This is a genomic window from Enterococcus sp. DIV1298c (assembly GCF_017316315.1).
GTDB classification, from domain to species: Bacteria; Bacillota; Bacilli; order Lactobacillales; family Enterococcaceae; genus Enterococcus_B; species Enterococcus_B mangumiae.
On the sequence record NZ_JAFLWG010000016.1, the window covers coordinates 69,461 to 85,953 of the forward strand.

Here is a 16,493-nt window from a genome sequence, read left to right on the forward strand (position 1 = left end):
CAAAAAAGCATGCTCATCCTAGGGACGAACATGCCGTGGTACCACCCAAATTTAGTTACGATCGTAACTCTCAAAGACCGATAACGAGGTCAGCCGCTATTTCTTACTGATGTTCAGAAATAAATCAAGTAGAGGATCTTTCACTTTGCAGGGTCTTACCAATCTTACACTATCATCGGCTCGCTTTAAGAATGTCAAAATGCTTTTCTGTTCTACTCTTCTTCGTATTCTCCAGGAATGATCGAAAGGTCGATTGCTTGAGTATCAAAAGCAGTCACTGGAGACTCGTATACTCCTGTTTCAGAGTGTACATCACTTTCATTTTCATTGTCAAGCTGTTTTGCCAAAACTTCTTTGATTACTTCATGGCTATCTGTTACATAACTAGAGAAAGGTTGTAAGATCTCATCCCATTCTGGACTTTTTACTTGTTCAAGCTGTGACTCTAACATCAAGCTGATTCGTTGATGGAAGACACGAGTTTTCTTCTTCAAATCTTCTGTTTCTGTAGCTAATTGTCTTGCTTTTTCAGTCGCATCTGTCAAGATACGGCGTGCTTTTTCTTCTGCATCTGTAGTTAATTGGTGCGCACGCTTTTCAGCATTTGCAACCATTTCGTCCGCTTTGTTTTGTGCAGAAGTAACGATCACTTCTGATTCTTTACTTGCACTTGTTTTTACTTTGTCCGCTGTATCTTGTGCCACGATGATCGATTGATTCAAGGCATCTTTCAATTCATTGAAGTATTCAAGTTTTTCCTCTGAATGCTTCACTGCTTTTTCTAATTCACGGTTTCGTTGTGTCACTTCTTCGTAATCACGAACAACTAAATCTAAGAAATCATCTACTTCGTCTTGATTATATCCCCGCATTTTAGTTGGGAATGTTTTATTTTGAATATCTAATGGAGTTAAAGCCATGAGTAAACCACCTTCTTGTTTTATTTACGTAATACACCAAACAACACCCTGCACTTGTCTTTTTTCGTTTTCCCCTCAAGGTCTTGGATTTGTATTCTACCATATCCTCTGATCGAAACAATGTCTAATAACTCAAGTAGAAAGTCCGGTTTGGTATTTTCTGTCCAGTTGACTTTTACTTTTCCTGCTTCGATCAGTTGCTTCGAACGCTGTCTGGAAATATTATAGATTTCCGAGATCACACTGTCCAGTCTAAGTGAAGTCACTGTTCCTCTTTCTTGCGTCCAACTATCTTTTGGCAAGACCATATCTGTATACTTGATTTCCTCTAAGCGAACAGCTACTTTTCCGATCTTAGTCACTTGATTAACGACAAAGTGATCGACTTCATTTGCAATGAACACTTGCCATCGTTCATCATCTGAAATAATATCACCGAAGTAAGAACGTTTGATTCCAGTACCTACTAGCGTGCCTAGAATTTTCCCATGACTTAAATTGGCGAATTTACTCGGATAATGGACTTCATATAATGACATTTCAAAATCATCGTCAACAGGTTCATAGTAATCTGGGAAAATCAAGCAACGTTTTCGCTCCGCTTGCTCATATCCACCATACAACTGAAAACGCAAGTCACTGTTTTGGCGAATCAGGGTCTCTAAGATGTAGCACTGTCTCGGATCAAGAAATTCTGTCAGATAAGGTGCATACTGACTCTGGACCTGTTCGATCCAATCTCCGACAGAGTCGATAAAAGAACGTTCATCTACTCGGAAATGCTGATACACATTCGCATCCACTTGATTCCCTCCTATATCCCTGTTTGTTCTACATTAAAAAGCCATGATCAAAATCCAGTCAACGATATGTGCCAATCCTTGCACGGCCAGATTTAAAATCACAATCGATGCTAAGATCGTAAAATCGATTGGTCCAAATCTTAATGGCAAACGATCAAATAGGCTGATATATGGTTCACAGATTTTTGCTAATATACGTCCGAGATTAGACTGGTATCCACCAGGAAACCAAGATAATAACGCGTAGACTACTAGGATCATGCTATAAAAGTACGCAGCTCGTGAAATTAAATTAAGTAACATAAAAAGAATATAAATGTTTGCTCCTCCTCATTACAGATCAAACATACTTCCATCTGCGAAAGATTGAGCCGTCGAACTATCGATTTCCAGACCAGCAGGGGTACATAAGAAAATCTCATCCCCTACTCGTTTAATATCGCCATCTAATGCATAGACTGTCCCAGTTAGGAAGTCCACGATACGTCTCGCCTGTTTTTCTTCTACTAACCGAAAGTTGACTAACGTTGCTTCTCCTGCAATGATTCTTTTGGCAATCGTCATTGCTTCAGAGTAAGCACGTGGTTCCATCACTGTGATTTTTCCCGCTAATTGTGTTTTAGGTTGCGCGGATGGTCTCGTTTGTCTTTGCTCTTTTTGCGTATTTTTTGTAGAAGATTGATGTAATTCGATTACTTTCTTTGTTTCGTTCGTCGGCACATTCTCACGACCAACAGGACGAGTTGTCGTAGTTGAGCGTTGTTGTTTTTCAATCGGCTGTGAAACAGCTGGAGAATGTTGTTGATACTGTGTTTTTGTTTTAGTTGGTTGCGGGGCAACCTTTTGTTGTGTTTCAGGATAATCTTCGTATTCGTACTCTTCTTCATCAGCTAATCCGAAAAAATTAGCAATTGCTCCTCTGTTTAAAAGTGGCATTATTCTTCCTCCTCGTCTTTGAATAGCGCTGTTCCTACACGGATAAATGTAGCTCCTTCTTCAATTGCAAGCTGAAAATCTTGGCTCATCCCCATGCTTAGTTCGGTACATGGTGCATGTGTGTATTTTTTTGATTGGACAAGATCACGCAATTCTCTCAGCGTTTCAAACACTTTACGAATTTGTTCAGCAGAAGCATCCTTAGGGGCCATAGTCATAAGTCCCACTATCTGAATATCAGGAAAGGCTGCTAAAGATTCTAAGAAAGGTAGAAGTTCATCTGGTGAGATACCATGCTTAGAGGCTTCACCAGATACATTCACTTCCACAAAGCAAGCTAACTGCTTTTCTAATCTTTTTTGGATCTCTTCTGCCAATTTTAAACTGTCCAACGCATGAAAGTAATCAATTTCATTTACAATCAATTTTACCTTTCTGCGCTGTAAATTACCAATTAAATGCCACTTTACTTCAGAATGTTTAAGCAAATCTTGTTTTTTTTGCAACAATTTATCGACACGATTTTCTGCACAATGGGTCACTCCAGCAGTGATCAATTCTTCTGCTTGGGGCGATCCAACAGATTTTGTAACAGCTACTAGTGTAACTTCTTTCGGGTCACGATGAACAAGAGCACACGAATCCTGAATGTCTTGCTTGATATTCTGCAAGTTGTCAGCAATCATGTGCTCTTCCTCCTTTTATTTTTTACGACGGAAAAACGGCGGTGTATTCAATTCGTCGTCACCTTTTGTTTTTGTTTCTTCACGATTGAATGTATCAAATTCTTTTTTCTCAATAGTTTCATAATTAGACTCATCCACTTTAGGGCGAACATTTTGTTCGCGACGGATGTCCCAATCACCAAAACTGCTTTCATCTTCAGCAGTGATCGGTTTTGCTTGGTCCATGTCTAATCGATTGCTTTGAGCAGAAGATTGCGTTTGTGTTGGTGTTTGTCTAGCTGGACGACTAGACTTTCGTTCCTTTTTTGTTTCATCAATACCTGTAGCAATGACCGTTACACGGATCTCATCGCCCATTTCTTCATTGATCGATGTACCTAAGATGATATTTACATCGCCAGTTGCTGCATTAGCGACGATGTCTGAAGCGTCTTGTGCTTCGAACAATGTCATATCTAAGCCACCAGTGATATTCAATAGGACTTGTTCTGCCCCATCGATCGATGTTTCTAATAATGGAGAAGAGATAGCTTTCTTCGTTGCTTCGATCACGCGTTCTTCGCCACTTGCTACTCCGATACCCATCAAAGCAGTTCCTTGGTTTGCCATAACTGTCTTCACATCAGCGAAGTCCAAGTTTACGTAACCTGGAGCAGTGATCAGATCAGAGATACCTTGAACACCTTGGCGTAAGACATTATCTGCCTCACGGAATGCTTCAAGCATCGGTGTCTTTTTATCAACGACTTCAAGAAGACGGTTGTTAGAGATGATCAATAATGTATCCACGTTTTCTTTCAAACGAGCGATTCCTTCAGCGGCGAAACGACCACGTTTTGGTCCTTCAAATGTGAATGGACGAGTCACTACACCTACTGTCAATGCGCCTAATTCTCTAGCGATACCCGCAACGATCGGTGCTGCACCAGTACCAGTTCCGCCACCCATACCAGCAGTGATGAAGATCATGTCAGCACCTTCAAGTGCTTCACGTAAAGATTGTTCACTTTCTTCTGCTGCTTTTTGACCAACTTCTGGTTGTGAACCTGCACCTAAGCCACGTGTATATTTAGGGCCTAATTGAATCACTGTTTCTGCTTTTGAATTTTTTAATGCTTGTACGTCTGTGTTGGCAGTGATGAACTCAACACCTTTAACGTTTTCTTCAATCATACGGTTTACAGCATTTCCGCCTCCGCCACCGACGCCGATGACTTTGATTACTGCGCCGTCATTGATGTTATTATCAATTGAGAATTCCATGTTTTTTTCCTCCCACGATGATTAATCAAATATATTGGTAAAAAATCCTTTGATTTTACTTGTAACGTTTTCCCCAGATTTTTTTTCTTCTGGTTCTTCGTTATACGTTGTTTCTTCTGCCACATCATATTGTTCATAAGATGTGTGAGCTTCCGGCTCATTGGTTGTATAATGAACAGGTGCTGATTCACCCATTACAGCGATTTTAGCTAATTGATAGACTTCACTTAAATTCGCAGAGTAATCAACGATACTGATCACGTTTGTAAATACCGGATTTCTTAGACCCATTTGATTTGGTACATAAAGTTTTACATTTACGCCAAATATTTCCTGTGCCAAATCAACTACACCTGGAAGGCTTGCTGCCCCACCAGTTAGAACGATGCCGCCAGGCAGTTCTAACGCTTCGATTTGATCCAACGCTTCTTTTGCTTTGTTGAAGATTTGTTCCATACGAGCTGAGATCACTTCTGATAGATAATGCTCATCGACTCTAACAGGCTCTGTTTGGCCGATCACATCTACCGGAAATTCTTCTTGCTCTGAAGTACGTTCTGGGTAAGCATCCCCATAATTTATTTTTAATGCTTCTGCATTGTTGAATGACGTATTCAAAACGATAGAGATATCTTTTGTAACAAACTCGCCGCCTTCTTGATCCAGGCTTGTGAATTTCAACTGTTTGTCGTGCATGACAGCAGTGGTTGTTTGTCCGCCACCCATGTCGATCACGATCGTACCAAAATCTTTTTCTCCATCTGAAAGAATCGATTCAGTCAATGCTAAAGGTGTGATCACTAATTCGTTCACGATCAACCCTGCATTCTCAACACACTTGCGGATGTTATGAATGATTGTTTTTGGTCCTGTAAATAATAGACCGTACATTTCTAATCTGACACCGATCATCCCGCGAGGATCTTTGATGCCTTCGAATCCATCTACCGTAAAGTCCTGTGGTAAAATTGACACGATTTGACGTTCAGGAGGTATTGAACGAACCAGTGCAGCTGAAGCCACGTTACGGACATCTTCATCGGTGATTTCTTTTGAATCTCCGTTTACTGCAATCATCCCTTGGCAGTTTTCTACTTCAAGCATGTTTGCTGGTAGACCCACACTTACACTTTTGATTTGGATGCCGGCTTTTTCTTCTGCCTGACGCACTGCTCGCTGTATCGCTTGAACTGTTTTGTCGATATCAACGATGATGCCTCGGTTAATCCCTTCTGATTTTGCGTTCCCTACTCCAATAATATTCATTTGGCTGTCGATATATTCAGCCACGACAACTTTGACAGATGTCGTTCCAATATCAAGGCCTACGTACATTCCTGTTTTTGCCATGAATGGGATTCCCTCCTACTTAACTATTCCATATACATGCGAACAAATAACGTCCGTTTTAAAAATATACTTTATAGATATATTCACTGTTTCCAATTTTACCATAAATTACCAGTTTTTAGAAAGTAGATTATCACATTTTACAATGGTTTTCTTAATTTTCATCCAAACTTGACGAAGATGGGGTCGTATTTTCATTTGTCGGATTCATTTCGTCTTGATTCTCGCTGATTTCAGGCTCATTTTCGCTTGTTTCCGGTACAGAAGTTTGGTTTGTGCTTTCTTCTGTTCCTGCTTCTGTTCCCTCTTCTGATTCTTCTTCATCGTTATTTGAGTATGGGTAAGAGAAAATCCCTACTTCCATATCGATCACGCCATTTTCTTCCATTTCACTTGCTACTTGCGCATAAAAATTCATTTGTGTCGCTAAATTACTAATGTTGACGATCACCTGATTGCCATCATTCATATTTAGCTGGATCAAATTTTTATTAGTATCACGAGGCGTATACTTGATTTCTGAAATGGCTTTTTGCAATTCTGGTGATAGCTTATTATATTCGGTTGCTAATTCTTTGATTTTTGTTGAATCTGTGAATCCTTCTAAGATCGGTAAGTTCTTCGTAGGACTTTCAACCGTCTCATCTAACACCGTGCCATCTTCGATCACAGGATGATATTTCCCGTCCGTTAAAATCAAGGCGATCTCTTTGTATTCAGTGACAGACAGATCAAATGTATTGATGCCACTAAAAGCGATCGTAGCAGATTTTATCCGTGGTTGTTCTTTTTTCAACTGGTCGATATAAGTTTGGCGGTGCCAATACTGTCCCCAGATATGCTGGTTCATCTCTAATTGCGTATCATTCAATATTTCTTCTTTGGAGACGACCTCGTTTCCCGAAATAGAAACTGCCTCTAATTTACTTAAAGGAGAAACATAATAAATCAAAAATAACAAAGGAATCAACAGAATGGAAATGATTAAGCTCAGCCTACGATATAAAACTTTGTTTCGGTAATTCTTCAAGTTAGGTAAACGATCGATAAACGAACCATTATATGGTGCGCCGTCTTTCTTATGTTCGATTTCTTCATAGTCCAAGAAGTCTTCTTCAACAAGCGGGTCTTCGACTTTAGAAGGAATAGTAGCTTCTTGTTGCTCTTCCTTTTGATCGCTTTTTTCACTTGTTTCCAGCGGCTTCTCTGACTGCTCTTTATGTTCTTCTAAGTATTCACGGTTGGCCATTTGCCAAGGCGTCAACTTTTTTTCGTCGTTTGACTGCTCCGGCTTTTTTGTTTCTTTTTTCTTACTCATCTATGACCACCACCTTACTCTTTGATTAACGATTTTGCCAGTTGATACAAGCGCTCCGATGCATCCGGTATACCTAATGTTTTAGAAGCAGTTGACATGTTCTTTTGTAATGTTTCATCTGTCATGATCTCAGCGATCGCGGCGCCTAATGAATCACCGTCCAATTCTCCATCTGCAATCATCTTGGCTGCCCCAACTCGAACTAAGCTCATCGCATTTTTAGTTTGATGGTCGTTCGTCACATAGGGACTCGGGATAAGGATCGAAGGTAACCCTAAGGCAGTCAATTCAGCAATCGATGTTGCTCCTGCTCGACCAACTAACAAATCACTTGCCGCCATCACTTCAGCCATATCATTGATATAAGGTTGGATGCTGATGTTTGCTTTCGCTTCTCCAAGTGTTTCCTTAATGCTTTGATAATAGCGATCACCTGATGCGTAAAGAATCTGATAGTCAGTAGCAGTAAACGTGTCTAAATAAGAAGTAACAGCTTGATTGATTTTTAATGCCCCTTGGCTCCCGCCAAAAATCAAAACTGTTTTTTTCTCAGGATCAAGGTCGAATTTTTTTAGAATATCAGTTTTCATCGTATCTGCAACTTCTTGGGCACGTGGATTACCGATCAAAACCGATTTATTTTCTGGAAAAAATGTTGCTGCATCTTTAAAAGAAAGGGCGATCCGATCCACGTAGCGACTTAAAAATTTATTCGTCATTCCCGGAACACTGTTTTGTTCATGGATGATCGTCGGAATCCCTAACTTAGCAGAAGCATAGACAACTGCCCCCGATACATAGCCACCCGTCCCGATCACGATATCCGGTTGGAATTCTTTTAGTATTTTTTTTGCTTGATGGATACTTTTTAAAAATAAATGGATCGTTTTGACATTACCTAGTGAAAACTTTCGCTGAAATCCTTGGATCTCTAAGGTATGAAAAGGAATCCCAGTGGTTGGGACGATTTTATTTTCCAAACCACGTTTTGCACCTACATACATAAACTCGGCGTTCGGCTCTTGTGTTTTCACATAATTGACGAAGGCTAGCGCGGGATAGATATGTCCACCGGTTCCTCCACCTGTTACCAAAATTTTCATAGTTATTATCGCTCGTTTCTACTTTTCTATTTTAATTTTCTTACGGCTTCCATAAAGCGATCGCCTCGGATCTCAAAGTTAGGGTATTGATCCCAGCTTGCATTAGCAGGTGACAATAAAACCACGTCTCCCGGGTCGCTATTTTCTAAAGCTAATGGAACCGCTGCTTCCGCAGATTCTGCCGTATAGATCGTCGGGATCCCTGCTTTTTCACCCGCGTCTTTCAATTTCTCTTTTGTCTCACCAAACGTGATCAAGCCTTTGACTCCTTCAAGCGATGGAATCAATTCATCAAATGAATTTCCACGATCAAGTCCACCAGCAATCAAGATCATTGTTTCTGGTTTGAAACCACCTAAAGCCATCTTCGTTGCTAAGATATTAGTCGCTTTCGAATCATTATAAAATTTACGTCCTTGGACTTCACCAACATACTGTGTACGGTGAGGCACGCCATGAAAATGACTCAACGTTTCTTTTATTTCCTCATTTGATATGCCATGTTGTTTTGCCACTGTAATCGCTGCTAGTGCATTTTCAACATTATGGGCGCCTGGAACACCGATTTCTGAGGTATCCATCACTTTTTCTTTATCGTAATAAATGACTCCTTCAAAAGAATAAGCGCCTGTTTCCAAAACTTGATCTGTCGCAAAAGGCAATACTTTTGCCTTCGTTTTTCTACTGAGTTCTTGTAATTCTTTTTGGTTCCAATTCAACACGAGGTAATCGTCTGCTGTCATATTTTTTTGCAAATGCCATTTGGCTTTGACATAAGCTGGACGAGAGCCGTGATAGTCGATATGGGCTTCATAGATGTTCGTGATCACTGCAATATGTGGACGAAGATCAGTGATTCCCATCAACTGGAAGCTTGATAGTTCCATGACGATTTTATCTTCTGGACCAGCCTCTTGTGCCACACTACTTGCAGGAAACCCGATATTCCCTGCTAAACGTGCAACACCCGCCGATTTCCCTGCATTCAGCAATAAACCGATCATCGTAGTGGTCGTTGTCTTTCCGTTGGTTCCTGTAATACCTATAATTGGGCATTCCGCTACTTCGTAAGCTAGTTCAACTTCCGTAATTACCGGAATACCCATTTCTTGAGCTTTTGCAACTAATGGTTGTGTGTAAGGAATACCAGGGTTTTTGACAATCATCGAAAATTTTTCATCTAATAGTTCGATGGGGTGACTACCGGTCACGACTTTGATCCCTAAAGATAGCAATTCCTGTGCTTCAGGATTTTCATCAAATGGTTTACCGTCATTAACGGTGACAAGTGCGCCCAGTTCATGTAATAACTTGGCCGCACTAAATCCGCTTTTTGCTAATCCTAAAACAAGGATTTTTTTATTTTCATAAGTTGTTATTTTTTTCATTCTCGTCATCTCCTACCATACGATCCATAATGTGATCAATGAAGTAATTACACTTGTTATCCAAAAGACAGTGTCGATCTTCCATTCTGACCAGCCACTCATCTCGAAATGATGATGGATCGGTGACATTTTAAAGATTCTTTTCCCCGTCAATTTGAAAGAAGAAACTTGCAACATCACACTAGCTGTTTCAATGACATACATCAATCCGATCAGCAATAACGTCCATTCTTGATTGAGCATGATCGATATTGCCGCTAATAAGCCACCTAAAGCCAAAGAACCGACATCACCCATAAAAATTTTGGCTGGCTTACGATTGTAAACGAAAAACCCTAGTAAACCGCCCAAAACACTTAAACAGATGACTAATACGTCATACTGTTGTTGGTGCCAAGCAATCACTGCATAGGTCAAAAATGAAATACTGCCCAATCCAGCCACTAAGCCGTCGATCCCATCTGTCAAGTTGACCGCATTGGAAAAGCCGACTAGCCAAAAAATCGCAAATACTCCGTACAACCAACTTAATGGCAGATCGATGCCAAAAAAGTTCAGTGTTCCTGGATAACCTTCCCCACGATAAACGAGATAAAAGATGATTCCACCTGCGATTTGTCCGATCAGTTTTTGCTTTGAATTCAGTCCCATGTTTCTTTTCTTGAAGATTTTGATAAAATCATCCAAGAAGCCGATTGCCCCGTATAAAGCAAGGACAAAAAGTAAGATGAAAAGAGTAGGTGTCAACTGTTGTTGCCAAGCACCTACCCAGATACCTGTCAAGATCGCACTGACTAAAAACACCAATCCCCCCATCGTTGGAGTTCCGGCTTTTACATTATGCCATTTAGGTCCCTCCTCACGAATGGCTTGGCCTTGTTTTTTCATTTGAAAATAACCAATAAATAACGGCATTGTTGCAATCGTCATTGCACAACTACTCGCAATGGGGATCAATGTTTGTGTCAAATCCATGCTCTCTTCTCTCCTATTATTCTTTTAGATGGAAACTCAAGGTTTCATCAGATATTTTTTCATATGGTGCAAGGCTTTGTTCCGTTGCGTAACCATCGCCATTGAACGTCACTTCTACACCAAGTATTTTTCCTAGTTTCATGATATCTGCTTTTGACCAACCTGTTACATCAGGCATCAGTGCAGTACCACCAGTATATAAAATCAATTTTTCTCCAGATATCAGCTCATCACCATTTGCTGTGGACTGTGCTTGCACCTTGTCTCCATCACCGATGACTACTGGTTGCAACCCGCTTTTTTGTGCATCAGCGGCCGCAATATCAGGATTTAAGTTCCGGTAATCAGAGACTGTCACATTGCCAGTCTGCTTTTCTTCTGGTGTAGCTGTTTCAGCTTCTTTGAAATCCATTGCTCGTTTTAACAATGGGTTTGCGATTTTTGCTAAAGCTGTACGGTCATATGTCTTAGGATGTTTCATTGTCAGATATAACACATATTCAGGATCTTCAGCTGGTATCATTTCGACGATCGAATACAGATAAGCTGTTTCTCCTGTTAGGTAGCCTCCTGTATCTGAGGCAATCTGAGCAGTCCCAGTCTTAGCTGCGATGTTATATCCTGGAACACTATACACGCCATACGCACTACCATAATTTTCGTCTTCAATGACATCACGCATATACTCACGTACTTTTTCTGTCGTTTCTTTAGAAAACGGCTGTCCTAACACTTCCGTTTCAGTAGATACTTCTTCTCCGGTATTCGGATCAACGATCTTACTGATATAACGTGGTTGGATCATCGTGCCATTATTTGCGATTGCGCTGAAAGCTTTCATCATTTGGAAATTAGTCACACCGATCGCTTGACCATAGGCACTCATCGCTTGGTCAACGATATTGGCCGTCGGTAAAGCACCAGCTACTTCATCATCTAATCCAGAGTGAGTGCTTTGACCAAATCCTAATTTCTGCAAATAGTTATACCATTTACCACCCAAGCGTTGTTCAAGCATCACCATACCAACGTTACTAGACCAAGAAAGAGCTTGACGCATCGTCAGCATCCCTTTTTTACCAAAGTCATGGTCATTGATCGTTGCATCAGCCACTTTGATCTGTCCAGATAAGAACGATTCATTTTCATCAAATTTACCTTCTTCGATCGCAGCTGCTGTTGTGAATACTTTGATCGTCGAACCTGGTTCATAAGAATCTTGTACAAGGATATTACGCCATACAGCATCTTCCCCAGTCAATCCTTCCATCGTTTCAGGGTTGAACGTTGGGCGTTGAGCCATGGCAGTGATTTCACCTGTTTTAGCTTCCATCAAGACAGCTGTCAATTCTTCGGGTTGGTATTCTTCATTCACTTGGTCCATCAACGTTTCCAAGTAAGTTTGCAGACGACTATCAAGGGTCGTATAGATATTTTTCCCATCGGTTGCCGGTTCTTCTTCTGCTACGGTTCCAGGTAATGGATTTTGGAAGTTATCTTTTTGATAGTAGATCTTTCCATTTTGTCCACTTAAGATGTCATCATAAGCAGATTCGATTCCTAGACGTCCGACTAAACCAGTCTCTTTTTCATCAGGTACAGCGTACCCAATAAAGTGGGAAGAAAAGACACCACTTGGATACATACGTGCTGGATGGTTATCAAAATAAAGGCCAGTAACATTGGCCGCTTTCATTTCATCTTCAATGTTTTGTTTGGTTTCTTGGGTGATATTGCGCCCATAATTACCAAATTCTACTTGATACAAATTTTGATCGGCTCCATCACGGAGGACCTTCAATGCTTTGCTTTTTTCCATTGAAAGGTTTTTACTGATGATATCAGCAAGCGTATCAAAATCTTTTTCTTGTGCAAATAATTTTTTGTCTCCAGACGTATAGGTTTTGGAAAGAATCGCTTTGATCGAGTAAGACGTAGCATCTTCTGCTAAAGCTACCCCATTACGATCAAAGATCGTGCCCCTTTTTGCCTTGACCACTTCACTTCCTTGGTAAAGCTGGTTCGTTTTTTCTTCTAATGAAGTGCCTGCCACATGACCACCGATCACGATGTATGCAAAACGAACGGCAAATAAAAAGAACAATCCAATACTCGTAGCAAATAAAATGATACCTACTTTTTTGCGATTGTTCATCGGATTTAGATTTTTCTTTTCCATAAACCGCCGGAATTTATTTTTAAGACTCATTTACTTCACTTTCCTTAAATTGTCGTCATTGATTGACAACCCTTTTTCTTCTGCGATTTGTTTGACACGTTCGGTACGAGAAAGTTCACTTTTCTCTTGTTCCAAACTTATTTTTTGTTGTTTCTTCTCATTGGCTTCAACTTGTATTGAACCGATTTGTTTTTCCATGCCACTGATATTGGTTCTTAACATGACTGTCAACACACAAAGTGCAACGACGGAAAAAGCAATACACACTACTGCAAGCTTTTCAAAAATAGAGATTTGCTTCAAGCGCTTAGCTGGCGATTGAGGAAGAATGATTTCTTTCTCAGAGGGTGAATCTGGCAGAGGTTGCTCTGGTAGTTCAATTTCTTGTAAATCATATGGATATTGTTGGACTTTCTTTAATTCTGCCATTCTTCTACTCCTCTTTCTCTCTTATTTTTTCAGCGATACGCAGTTTTGCGCTACGAGAACGATTGTTTTCTGCTAATTCTTCTTCAGACGGTAACATCGGTTTTCTCGTGATCACTTTTAATTCCGGTTGGAACTCATCAGGTACGACCGGTAAACCCGGTGGTAGATCTTTGACTGTACTATATTCTTTGAACATGTTTTTGACGATCCGGTCTTCTAATGAGTGGAAAGTGATCACACTGATCCGACCATCGACCCTCAATAAACGGATAGCTTGTTCCAAGGAAGCTTCCTCAGCTCCTAATTCATCATTGACTGCAATTCGTACAGCTTGAAAAATACGTTTTGCAGGATGACCGCCTTTTCGTCTTGCTGGGGCAGGAATCACGTTTTTGATGATCTCTACTAACTCCCCGGTTGTTTCAATCGGATGATCTTTTCTCACCCGTTCAATTTCTCTGGCAATTTGTTTTGAAAACTTTTCTTCTCCATAACGAAAGAAAATCTTCACTAATTCGTTGTATGGATATTCGTTGATCACATGATAAGCTGACAATGGTGCCGATTGATCCATCCGCATATCTAAAGGCGCATCTTGATGATAACTGAACCCACGTTCCGCTTCGTCTAGTTGCGGCGAGGACACGCCTAAATCGTAAAGGATCCCATCGACTTTAGAAACGTATTCCGTCAGACGCTCTTCAAGTTCACGGAAGTTTGCTTTGATAAAAGTGACCATACCTTTTTCGACATACTCAGCCAAACGGATTTTTGCGTGATCGATTGCCTTTTGATCTTGATCAAACGCATAAAGATGACCCTCTGTATTCAATTGGCTTAATAAGTACTCGCTATGTCCGGCTCCGCCGAGTGTACAGTCCACATATATTCCGTTCGGTTTGATCGCAAGTCCATCTACCGTTTCTTTTAACATGACTGTATAGTGTCGAAATGTTTCAGTCATTAGTCAGCCTCTTCCTATTTCTTATAATCCGAAATCGATCATGTTCTCAGCGATTTCATCAAAGTTTTCTTCTGCAGCTTCTGAAAATTCTTGCCATTTGGCTTCATCCCAAATCTCAATTCGGTTTGACACACCAATAATGACACACTCTTTCGTAATTGTTGCGTAGTTTCTTAATGTATTAGGGATATTGATACGTCCTTGCTTATCTAGCTCGCATTCTGTAGCTGCTGAGTAGAAAAAACGCACAAACGTCCTAGCGTCTTTCTTTGCAAGAGGCATATCGTTTAGTTTCGATTCTAATTCGTTCCATTCACTCATTGGATAGCCGAAAAGACAACCATCTAAACCACGAGTCAACACGAATTGTTCGCCTAACTCCTCGCGTAATTTTGAAGGCACGATCAAGCGACCTTTTGCATCAATATTATGCCGATATTCGCCCATTAACATCGAAACTTCCCCCAATCCTCCACTAACTAAAATCAGTCTACCACAATCCCCCACTTTCTACCACCTTTTATAGGAAATCTGAGAATAACTTTTTTATTAGTAAAAAAAATTTTAACAATCAGGCTGCAAAAAGATTTTTAAAAGTCTTTTAACAGCCTGATTGCGTCATATTAGAGAAATGAAAGGATGTTCAAGACGATCAATACGACATACATGACTAAGGTAACCAAAAAAGTAAGTCGCCAAGTCATTTTGAAATAACGTGAATACACGATTTCGTCATAGTAATAAGCTTGGAATAACGCAATACAGATTGCCATCAAAAGGATTGTGATCAATAAAAAAGGCAAAAATGAAGACGTAGCGGTATTACGAGACAATGCGTGGATACCTCCCCACAAAAAGGGAACGGCTAAATCAGGTGCTTTGACTTTAAAACGGCGAGTCAGAGCAAAGATCTTAACTAGAAATTGACAACCAAAAATCACGATTGCCGGAAAGATGTACCAAAATAATACAAGTGGTGAAAAACTGCCCATACGACAAATCTCCTTTTTAATCGTTGCGTTAAGTATACGTGATTTAGTTTACACAACGATTTCATTTAGTTTAAATTTATACTGTTTTATTACTTTACTATAGCCCTTTTTTACAAATCAACTCATTGTTGGTCAAAGGATAGTCTCTTTCAATGTGTTCTTTTCAAGAATTAGTTATAATAGAAGAAAGAAGTATTGAGGAGGTTCCCAATGATAAAGTATTTCACACTCGAAGACCAAAAATTGATTGACTCATCGGAAGAAACTGCTGAAACCGTTTGGTATTGTGTCGAGCGTCCTACAGGAGAAGAGATCGATCAGTTGATCGAACAATTTCAGATACCTAGAGATTACCTTACGTCTGTCTTAGACGATGCAGAAAACTCACGGGTAGAAGAATTCAATCAAGAAAAATTAACGAAACCAGCATTATTGTTGTTACAATACCCATTTCCAAAGACAAGTCCTAGTGGGTATTTCCAAGTAGACACCTATCCGTTCTCGATTATTCTCACGCCCAAAAAGAAGCTTATCACAATTACCAATCATGAACCACTTTTTTTGAAGAAAGTGTTCCAACAAACGTTTCATAAAAATGACCTTTCGGCAAATCTAAATATTTTTATGCAAATGCTTTGGCAGATCACTCAATCTTTTAACACCTACTTATCTTCATTACTTGCTCAATGTGATTTGCTTGAAACGCAATTAAAAGTTTCAACTGAAAATAAACAGCTATATCAAATCATGGATATCCAAAAAAGTTTAGTGTACTTCAAAGAAGCGACAGCCTCCAACCTTGAAGCCTTACAACACTTAGCCGAAAATCAAGCTGTCCAAAATAATCACGCTTTGATGAATCATCTAAGAGACGTGATCATCGAAACCGAACAAGCGAAAACAACTGCTCGTATCCGCTTAAAGCTAGTCGAGCAAATGAACCAAACTTTTTCAGCAATCATTTCCAACAACTTGAATAATATTATGAAAATTTTAACTTCTTTAACGATCATCTTAACGATCCCTACAATTATCGGAAGTATTTATGGGATGAACATTAAACTACCAATTGCTGAAAGGGATGATGCGTTTCTCTGGCTGATCTTATTGACCGTGATCATTTCCCTGTTAACCACTTATTATTTAAAAAAAGGGAAGTTTTTATAGAGATGCCCTCTTGTAGAATA

17 protein-coding genes are annotated in these 16,493 nt (G+C 40.0%); 1 reads left to right on the plus strand and 16 read right to left on the minus strand.

Annotated elements, in window-relative coordinates; translation table 11 throughout:
• Positions 1 to 212: 212 nt before the first annotated feature.
• The 16 genes from JZO83_RS04655 to JZO83_RS04730 form a co-directional block, all read right to left on the minus strand.
• On the minus strand, positions 213 to 920 hold the full coding sequence (locus JZO83_RS04655; RefSeq protein WP_010735972.1) for a DivIVA domain-containing protein: 708 nt from the start codon (positions 918 to 920) through the stop codon (positions 213 to 215).
• A gap of 20 nt (positions 921 to 940) precedes the next feature.
• A complete protein-coding gene (locus tag JZO83_RS04660) occupies positions 941 to 1,723 on the minus strand; it encodes an RNA-binding protein (RefSeq protein WP_206858061.1) in 783 nt (260 codons plus the stop codon).
• Positions 1,724 to 1,756: 33 nt separating this feature from the next.
• On the minus strand, positions 1,757 to 2,026 hold the full coding sequence (locus JZO83_RS04665; RefSeq protein ID WP_206858059.1) for a YggT family protein: 270 nt from the start codon (positions 2,024 to 2,026) through the stop codon (positions 1,757 to 1,759).
• Between the two features lie 30 nt (positions 2,027 to 2,056).
• Positions 2,057 to 2,659, minus strand: coding sequence for a cell division protein SepF (gene sepF, locus JZO83_RS04670; protein WP_206858057.1), 603 nt, complete (start codon positions 2,657 to 2,659; stop codon positions 2,057 to 2,059).
• Entirely contained in the window at positions 2,659 to 3,345 is a 687-nt protein-coding gene (locus tag JZO83_RS04675) for a YggS family pyridoxal phosphate-dependent enzyme (RefSeq protein WP_206858055.1), read from the minus strand. The genes sepF and JZO83_RS04675 overlap by 1 nt, the downstream gene beginning before the upstream one ends.
• A gap of 15 nt (positions 3,346 to 3,360) precedes the next feature.
• On the minus strand, positions 3,361 to 4,608 hold the full coding sequence (gene ftsZ / locus JZO83_RS04680; RefSeq protein WP_206858049.1) for a cell division protein FtsZ: 1,248 nt from the start codon (positions 4,606 to 4,608) through the stop codon (positions 3,361 to 3,363).
• Positions 4,609 to 4,629: 21 nt separating this feature from the next.
• On the minus strand, positions 4,630 to 5,958 hold the full coding sequence (ftsA, locus tag JZO83_RS04685) for a cell division protein FtsA (protein WP_206858048.1): 1,329 nt from the start codon (positions 5,956 to 5,958) through the stop codon (positions 4,630 to 4,632).
• A gap of 154 nt (positions 5,959 to 6,112) precedes the next feature.
• Entirely contained in the window at positions 6,113 to 7,276 is a 1,164-nt protein-coding gene (locus JZO83_RS04690) for a cell division protein FtsQ/DivIB (RefSeq protein ID WP_206858046.1), read from the minus strand.
• 14 nt (positions 7,277 to 7,290) lie between these two features.
• Positions 7,291 to 8,379, minus strand: a complete 1,089-nt coding sequence (murG, locus tag JZO83_RS04695) for an undecaprenyldiphospho-muramoylpentapeptide beta-N-acetylglucosaminyltransferase (RefSeq protein ID WP_206858044.1) — start codon at positions 8,377 to 8,379, stop codon at positions 7,291 to 7,293.
• 26 nt (positions 8,380 to 8,405) lie between these two features.
• A complete protein-coding gene (gene murD, locus JZO83_RS04700; protein ID WP_206858043.1) occupies positions 8,406 to 9,767 on the minus strand; it encodes a UDP-N-acetylmuramoyl-L-alanine--D-glutamate ligase in 1,362 nt (453 codons plus the stop codon).
• A 12-nt stretch (positions 9,768 to 9,779) separates the two neighbouring features.
• Positions 9,780 to 10,742, minus strand: coding sequence for a phospho-N-acetylmuramoyl-pentapeptide-transferase (gene mraY / locus JZO83_RS04705; protein WP_206858041.1), 963 nt, complete (start codon positions 10,740 to 10,742; stop codon positions 9,780 to 9,782).
• Positions 10,743 to 10,758: 16 nt separating this feature from the next.
• Positions 10,759 to 12,951, minus strand: a complete 2,193-nt coding sequence (locus tag JZO83_RS04710) for a penicillin-binding transpeptidase domain-containing protein (RefSeq protein ID WP_207115093.1) — start codon at positions 12,949 to 12,951, stop codon at positions 10,759 to 10,761.
• A complete protein-coding gene (ftsL, locus tag JZO83_RS04715; protein ID WP_206858037.1) occupies positions 12,952 to 13,350 on the minus strand; it encodes a cell division protein FtsL in 399 nt (132 codons plus the stop codon).
• Between the two features lie 4 nt (positions 13,351 to 13,354).
• Positions 13,355 to 14,314 (minus strand): 16S rRNA (cytosine(1402)-N(4))-methyltransferase RsmH, encoded by a 960-nt coding sequence (rsmH, locus tag JZO83_RS04720; protein WP_207115094.1) that lies wholly within the window; start codon positions 14,312 to 14,314, stop codon positions 13,355 to 13,357.
• A 21-nt stretch (positions 14,315 to 14,335) separates the two neighbouring features.
• Positions 14,336 to 14,767 carry a division/cell wall cluster transcriptional repressor MraZ gene (gene mraZ, locus JZO83_RS04725; RefSeq protein ID WP_207115113.1) on the minus strand — a complete coding sequence of 144 codons (432 nt, stop codon included), beginning with the start codon at positions 14,765 to 14,767 and terminating at the stop codon, positions 14,336 to 14,338.
• Positions 14,768 to 14,937: 170 nt separating this feature from the next.
• A complete protein-coding gene (locus tag JZO83_RS04730) occupies positions 14,938 to 15,306 on the minus strand; it encodes a DUF3397 domain-containing protein (protein WP_206858021.1) in 369 nt (122 codons plus the stop codon).
• Between the two features lie 210 nt (positions 15,307 to 15,516).
• Here JZO83_RS04730 and JZO83_RS04735 point away from each other — a divergent pair, with 210 nt between their 5' ends.
• Positions 15,517 to 16,473 carry a magnesium transporter CorA family protein gene (locus tag JZO83_RS04735; RefSeq protein WP_207115095.1) on the plus strand — a complete coding sequence of 319 codons (957 nt, stop codon included), beginning with the start codon at positions 15,517 to 15,519 and terminating at the stop codon, positions 16,471 to 16,473.
• Positions 16,474 to 16,493 lie beyond the last annotated feature (20 nt).

Excerpts from the sequence above, each read along its gene's own strand:
- JZO83_RS04655 (WP_010735972.1), bottom strand. The coding sequence starts at position 920 with ATGGCTTTAACTCCATTAGATATTCAAAATAAAACATTCCCAACTAAA.
- JZO83_RS04665 (WP_206858059.1), bottom strand. The coding sequence starts at position 2,026 with ATGTTACTTAATTTAATTTCACGAGCTGCGTACTTTTATAGCATGATC.
- sepF (WP_206858057.1), bottom strand. The coding sequence starts at position 2,659 with ATGCCACTTTTAAACAGAGGAGCAATTGCTAATTTTTTCGGATTAGCT.
- JZO83_RS04675 (WP_206858055.1), bottom strand. The coding sequence starts at position 3,345 with ATGATTGCTGACAACTTGCAGAATATCAAGCAAGACATTCAGGATTCG.
- ftsZ (WP_206858049.1), bottom strand. The coding sequence starts at position 4,608 with ATGGAATTCTCAATTGATAATAACATCAATGACGGCGCAGTAATCAAA.
- ftsA (WP_206858048.1), bottom strand. The coding sequence starts at position 5,958 with ATGGCAAAAACAGGAATGTACGTAGGCCTTGATATTGGAACGACATCT.
- JZO83_RS04690 (WP_206858046.1), bottom strand. The coding sequence starts at position 7,276 with ATGAGTAAGAAAAAAGAAACAAAAAAGCCGGAGCAGTCAAACGACGAA.
- murG (WP_206858044.1), bottom strand. The coding sequence starts at position 8,379 with ATGAAAATTTTGGTAACAGGTGGAGGAACCGGTGGACATATCTATCCC.
- murD (WP_206858043.1), bottom strand. The coding sequence starts at position 9,767 with ATGAAAAAAATAACAACTTATGAAAATAAAAAAATCCTTGTTTTAGGA.
- mraY (WP_206858041.1), bottom strand. The coding sequence starts at position 10,742 with ATGGATTTGACACAAACATTGATCCCCATTGCGAGTAGTTGTGCAATG.
- JZO83_RS04710 (WP_207115093.1), bottom strand. The coding sequence starts at position 12,951 with ATGAGTCTTAAAAATAAATTCCGGCGGTTTATGGAAAAGAAAAATCTA.
- ftsL (WP_206858037.1), bottom strand. The coding sequence starts at position 13,350 with ATGGCAGAATTAAAGAAAGTCCAACAATATCCATATGATTTACAAGAA.
- rsmH (WP_207115094.1), bottom strand. The coding sequence starts at position 14,314 with ATGACTGAAACATTTCGACACTATACAGTCATGTTAAAAGAAACGGTA.
- mraZ (WP_207115113.1), bottom strand. The coding sequence starts at position 14,767 with ATGTTAATGGGCGAATATCGGCATAATATTGATGCAAAAGGTCGCTTG.
- JZO83_RS04730 (WP_206858021.1), bottom strand. The coding sequence starts at position 15,306 with ATGGGCAGTTTTTCACCACTTGTATTATTTTGGTACATCTTTCCGGCA.
- JZO83_RS04735 (WP_207115095.1), top strand. The coding sequence starts at position 15,517 with ATGATAAAGTATTTCACACTCGAAGACCAAAAATTGATTGACTCATCG.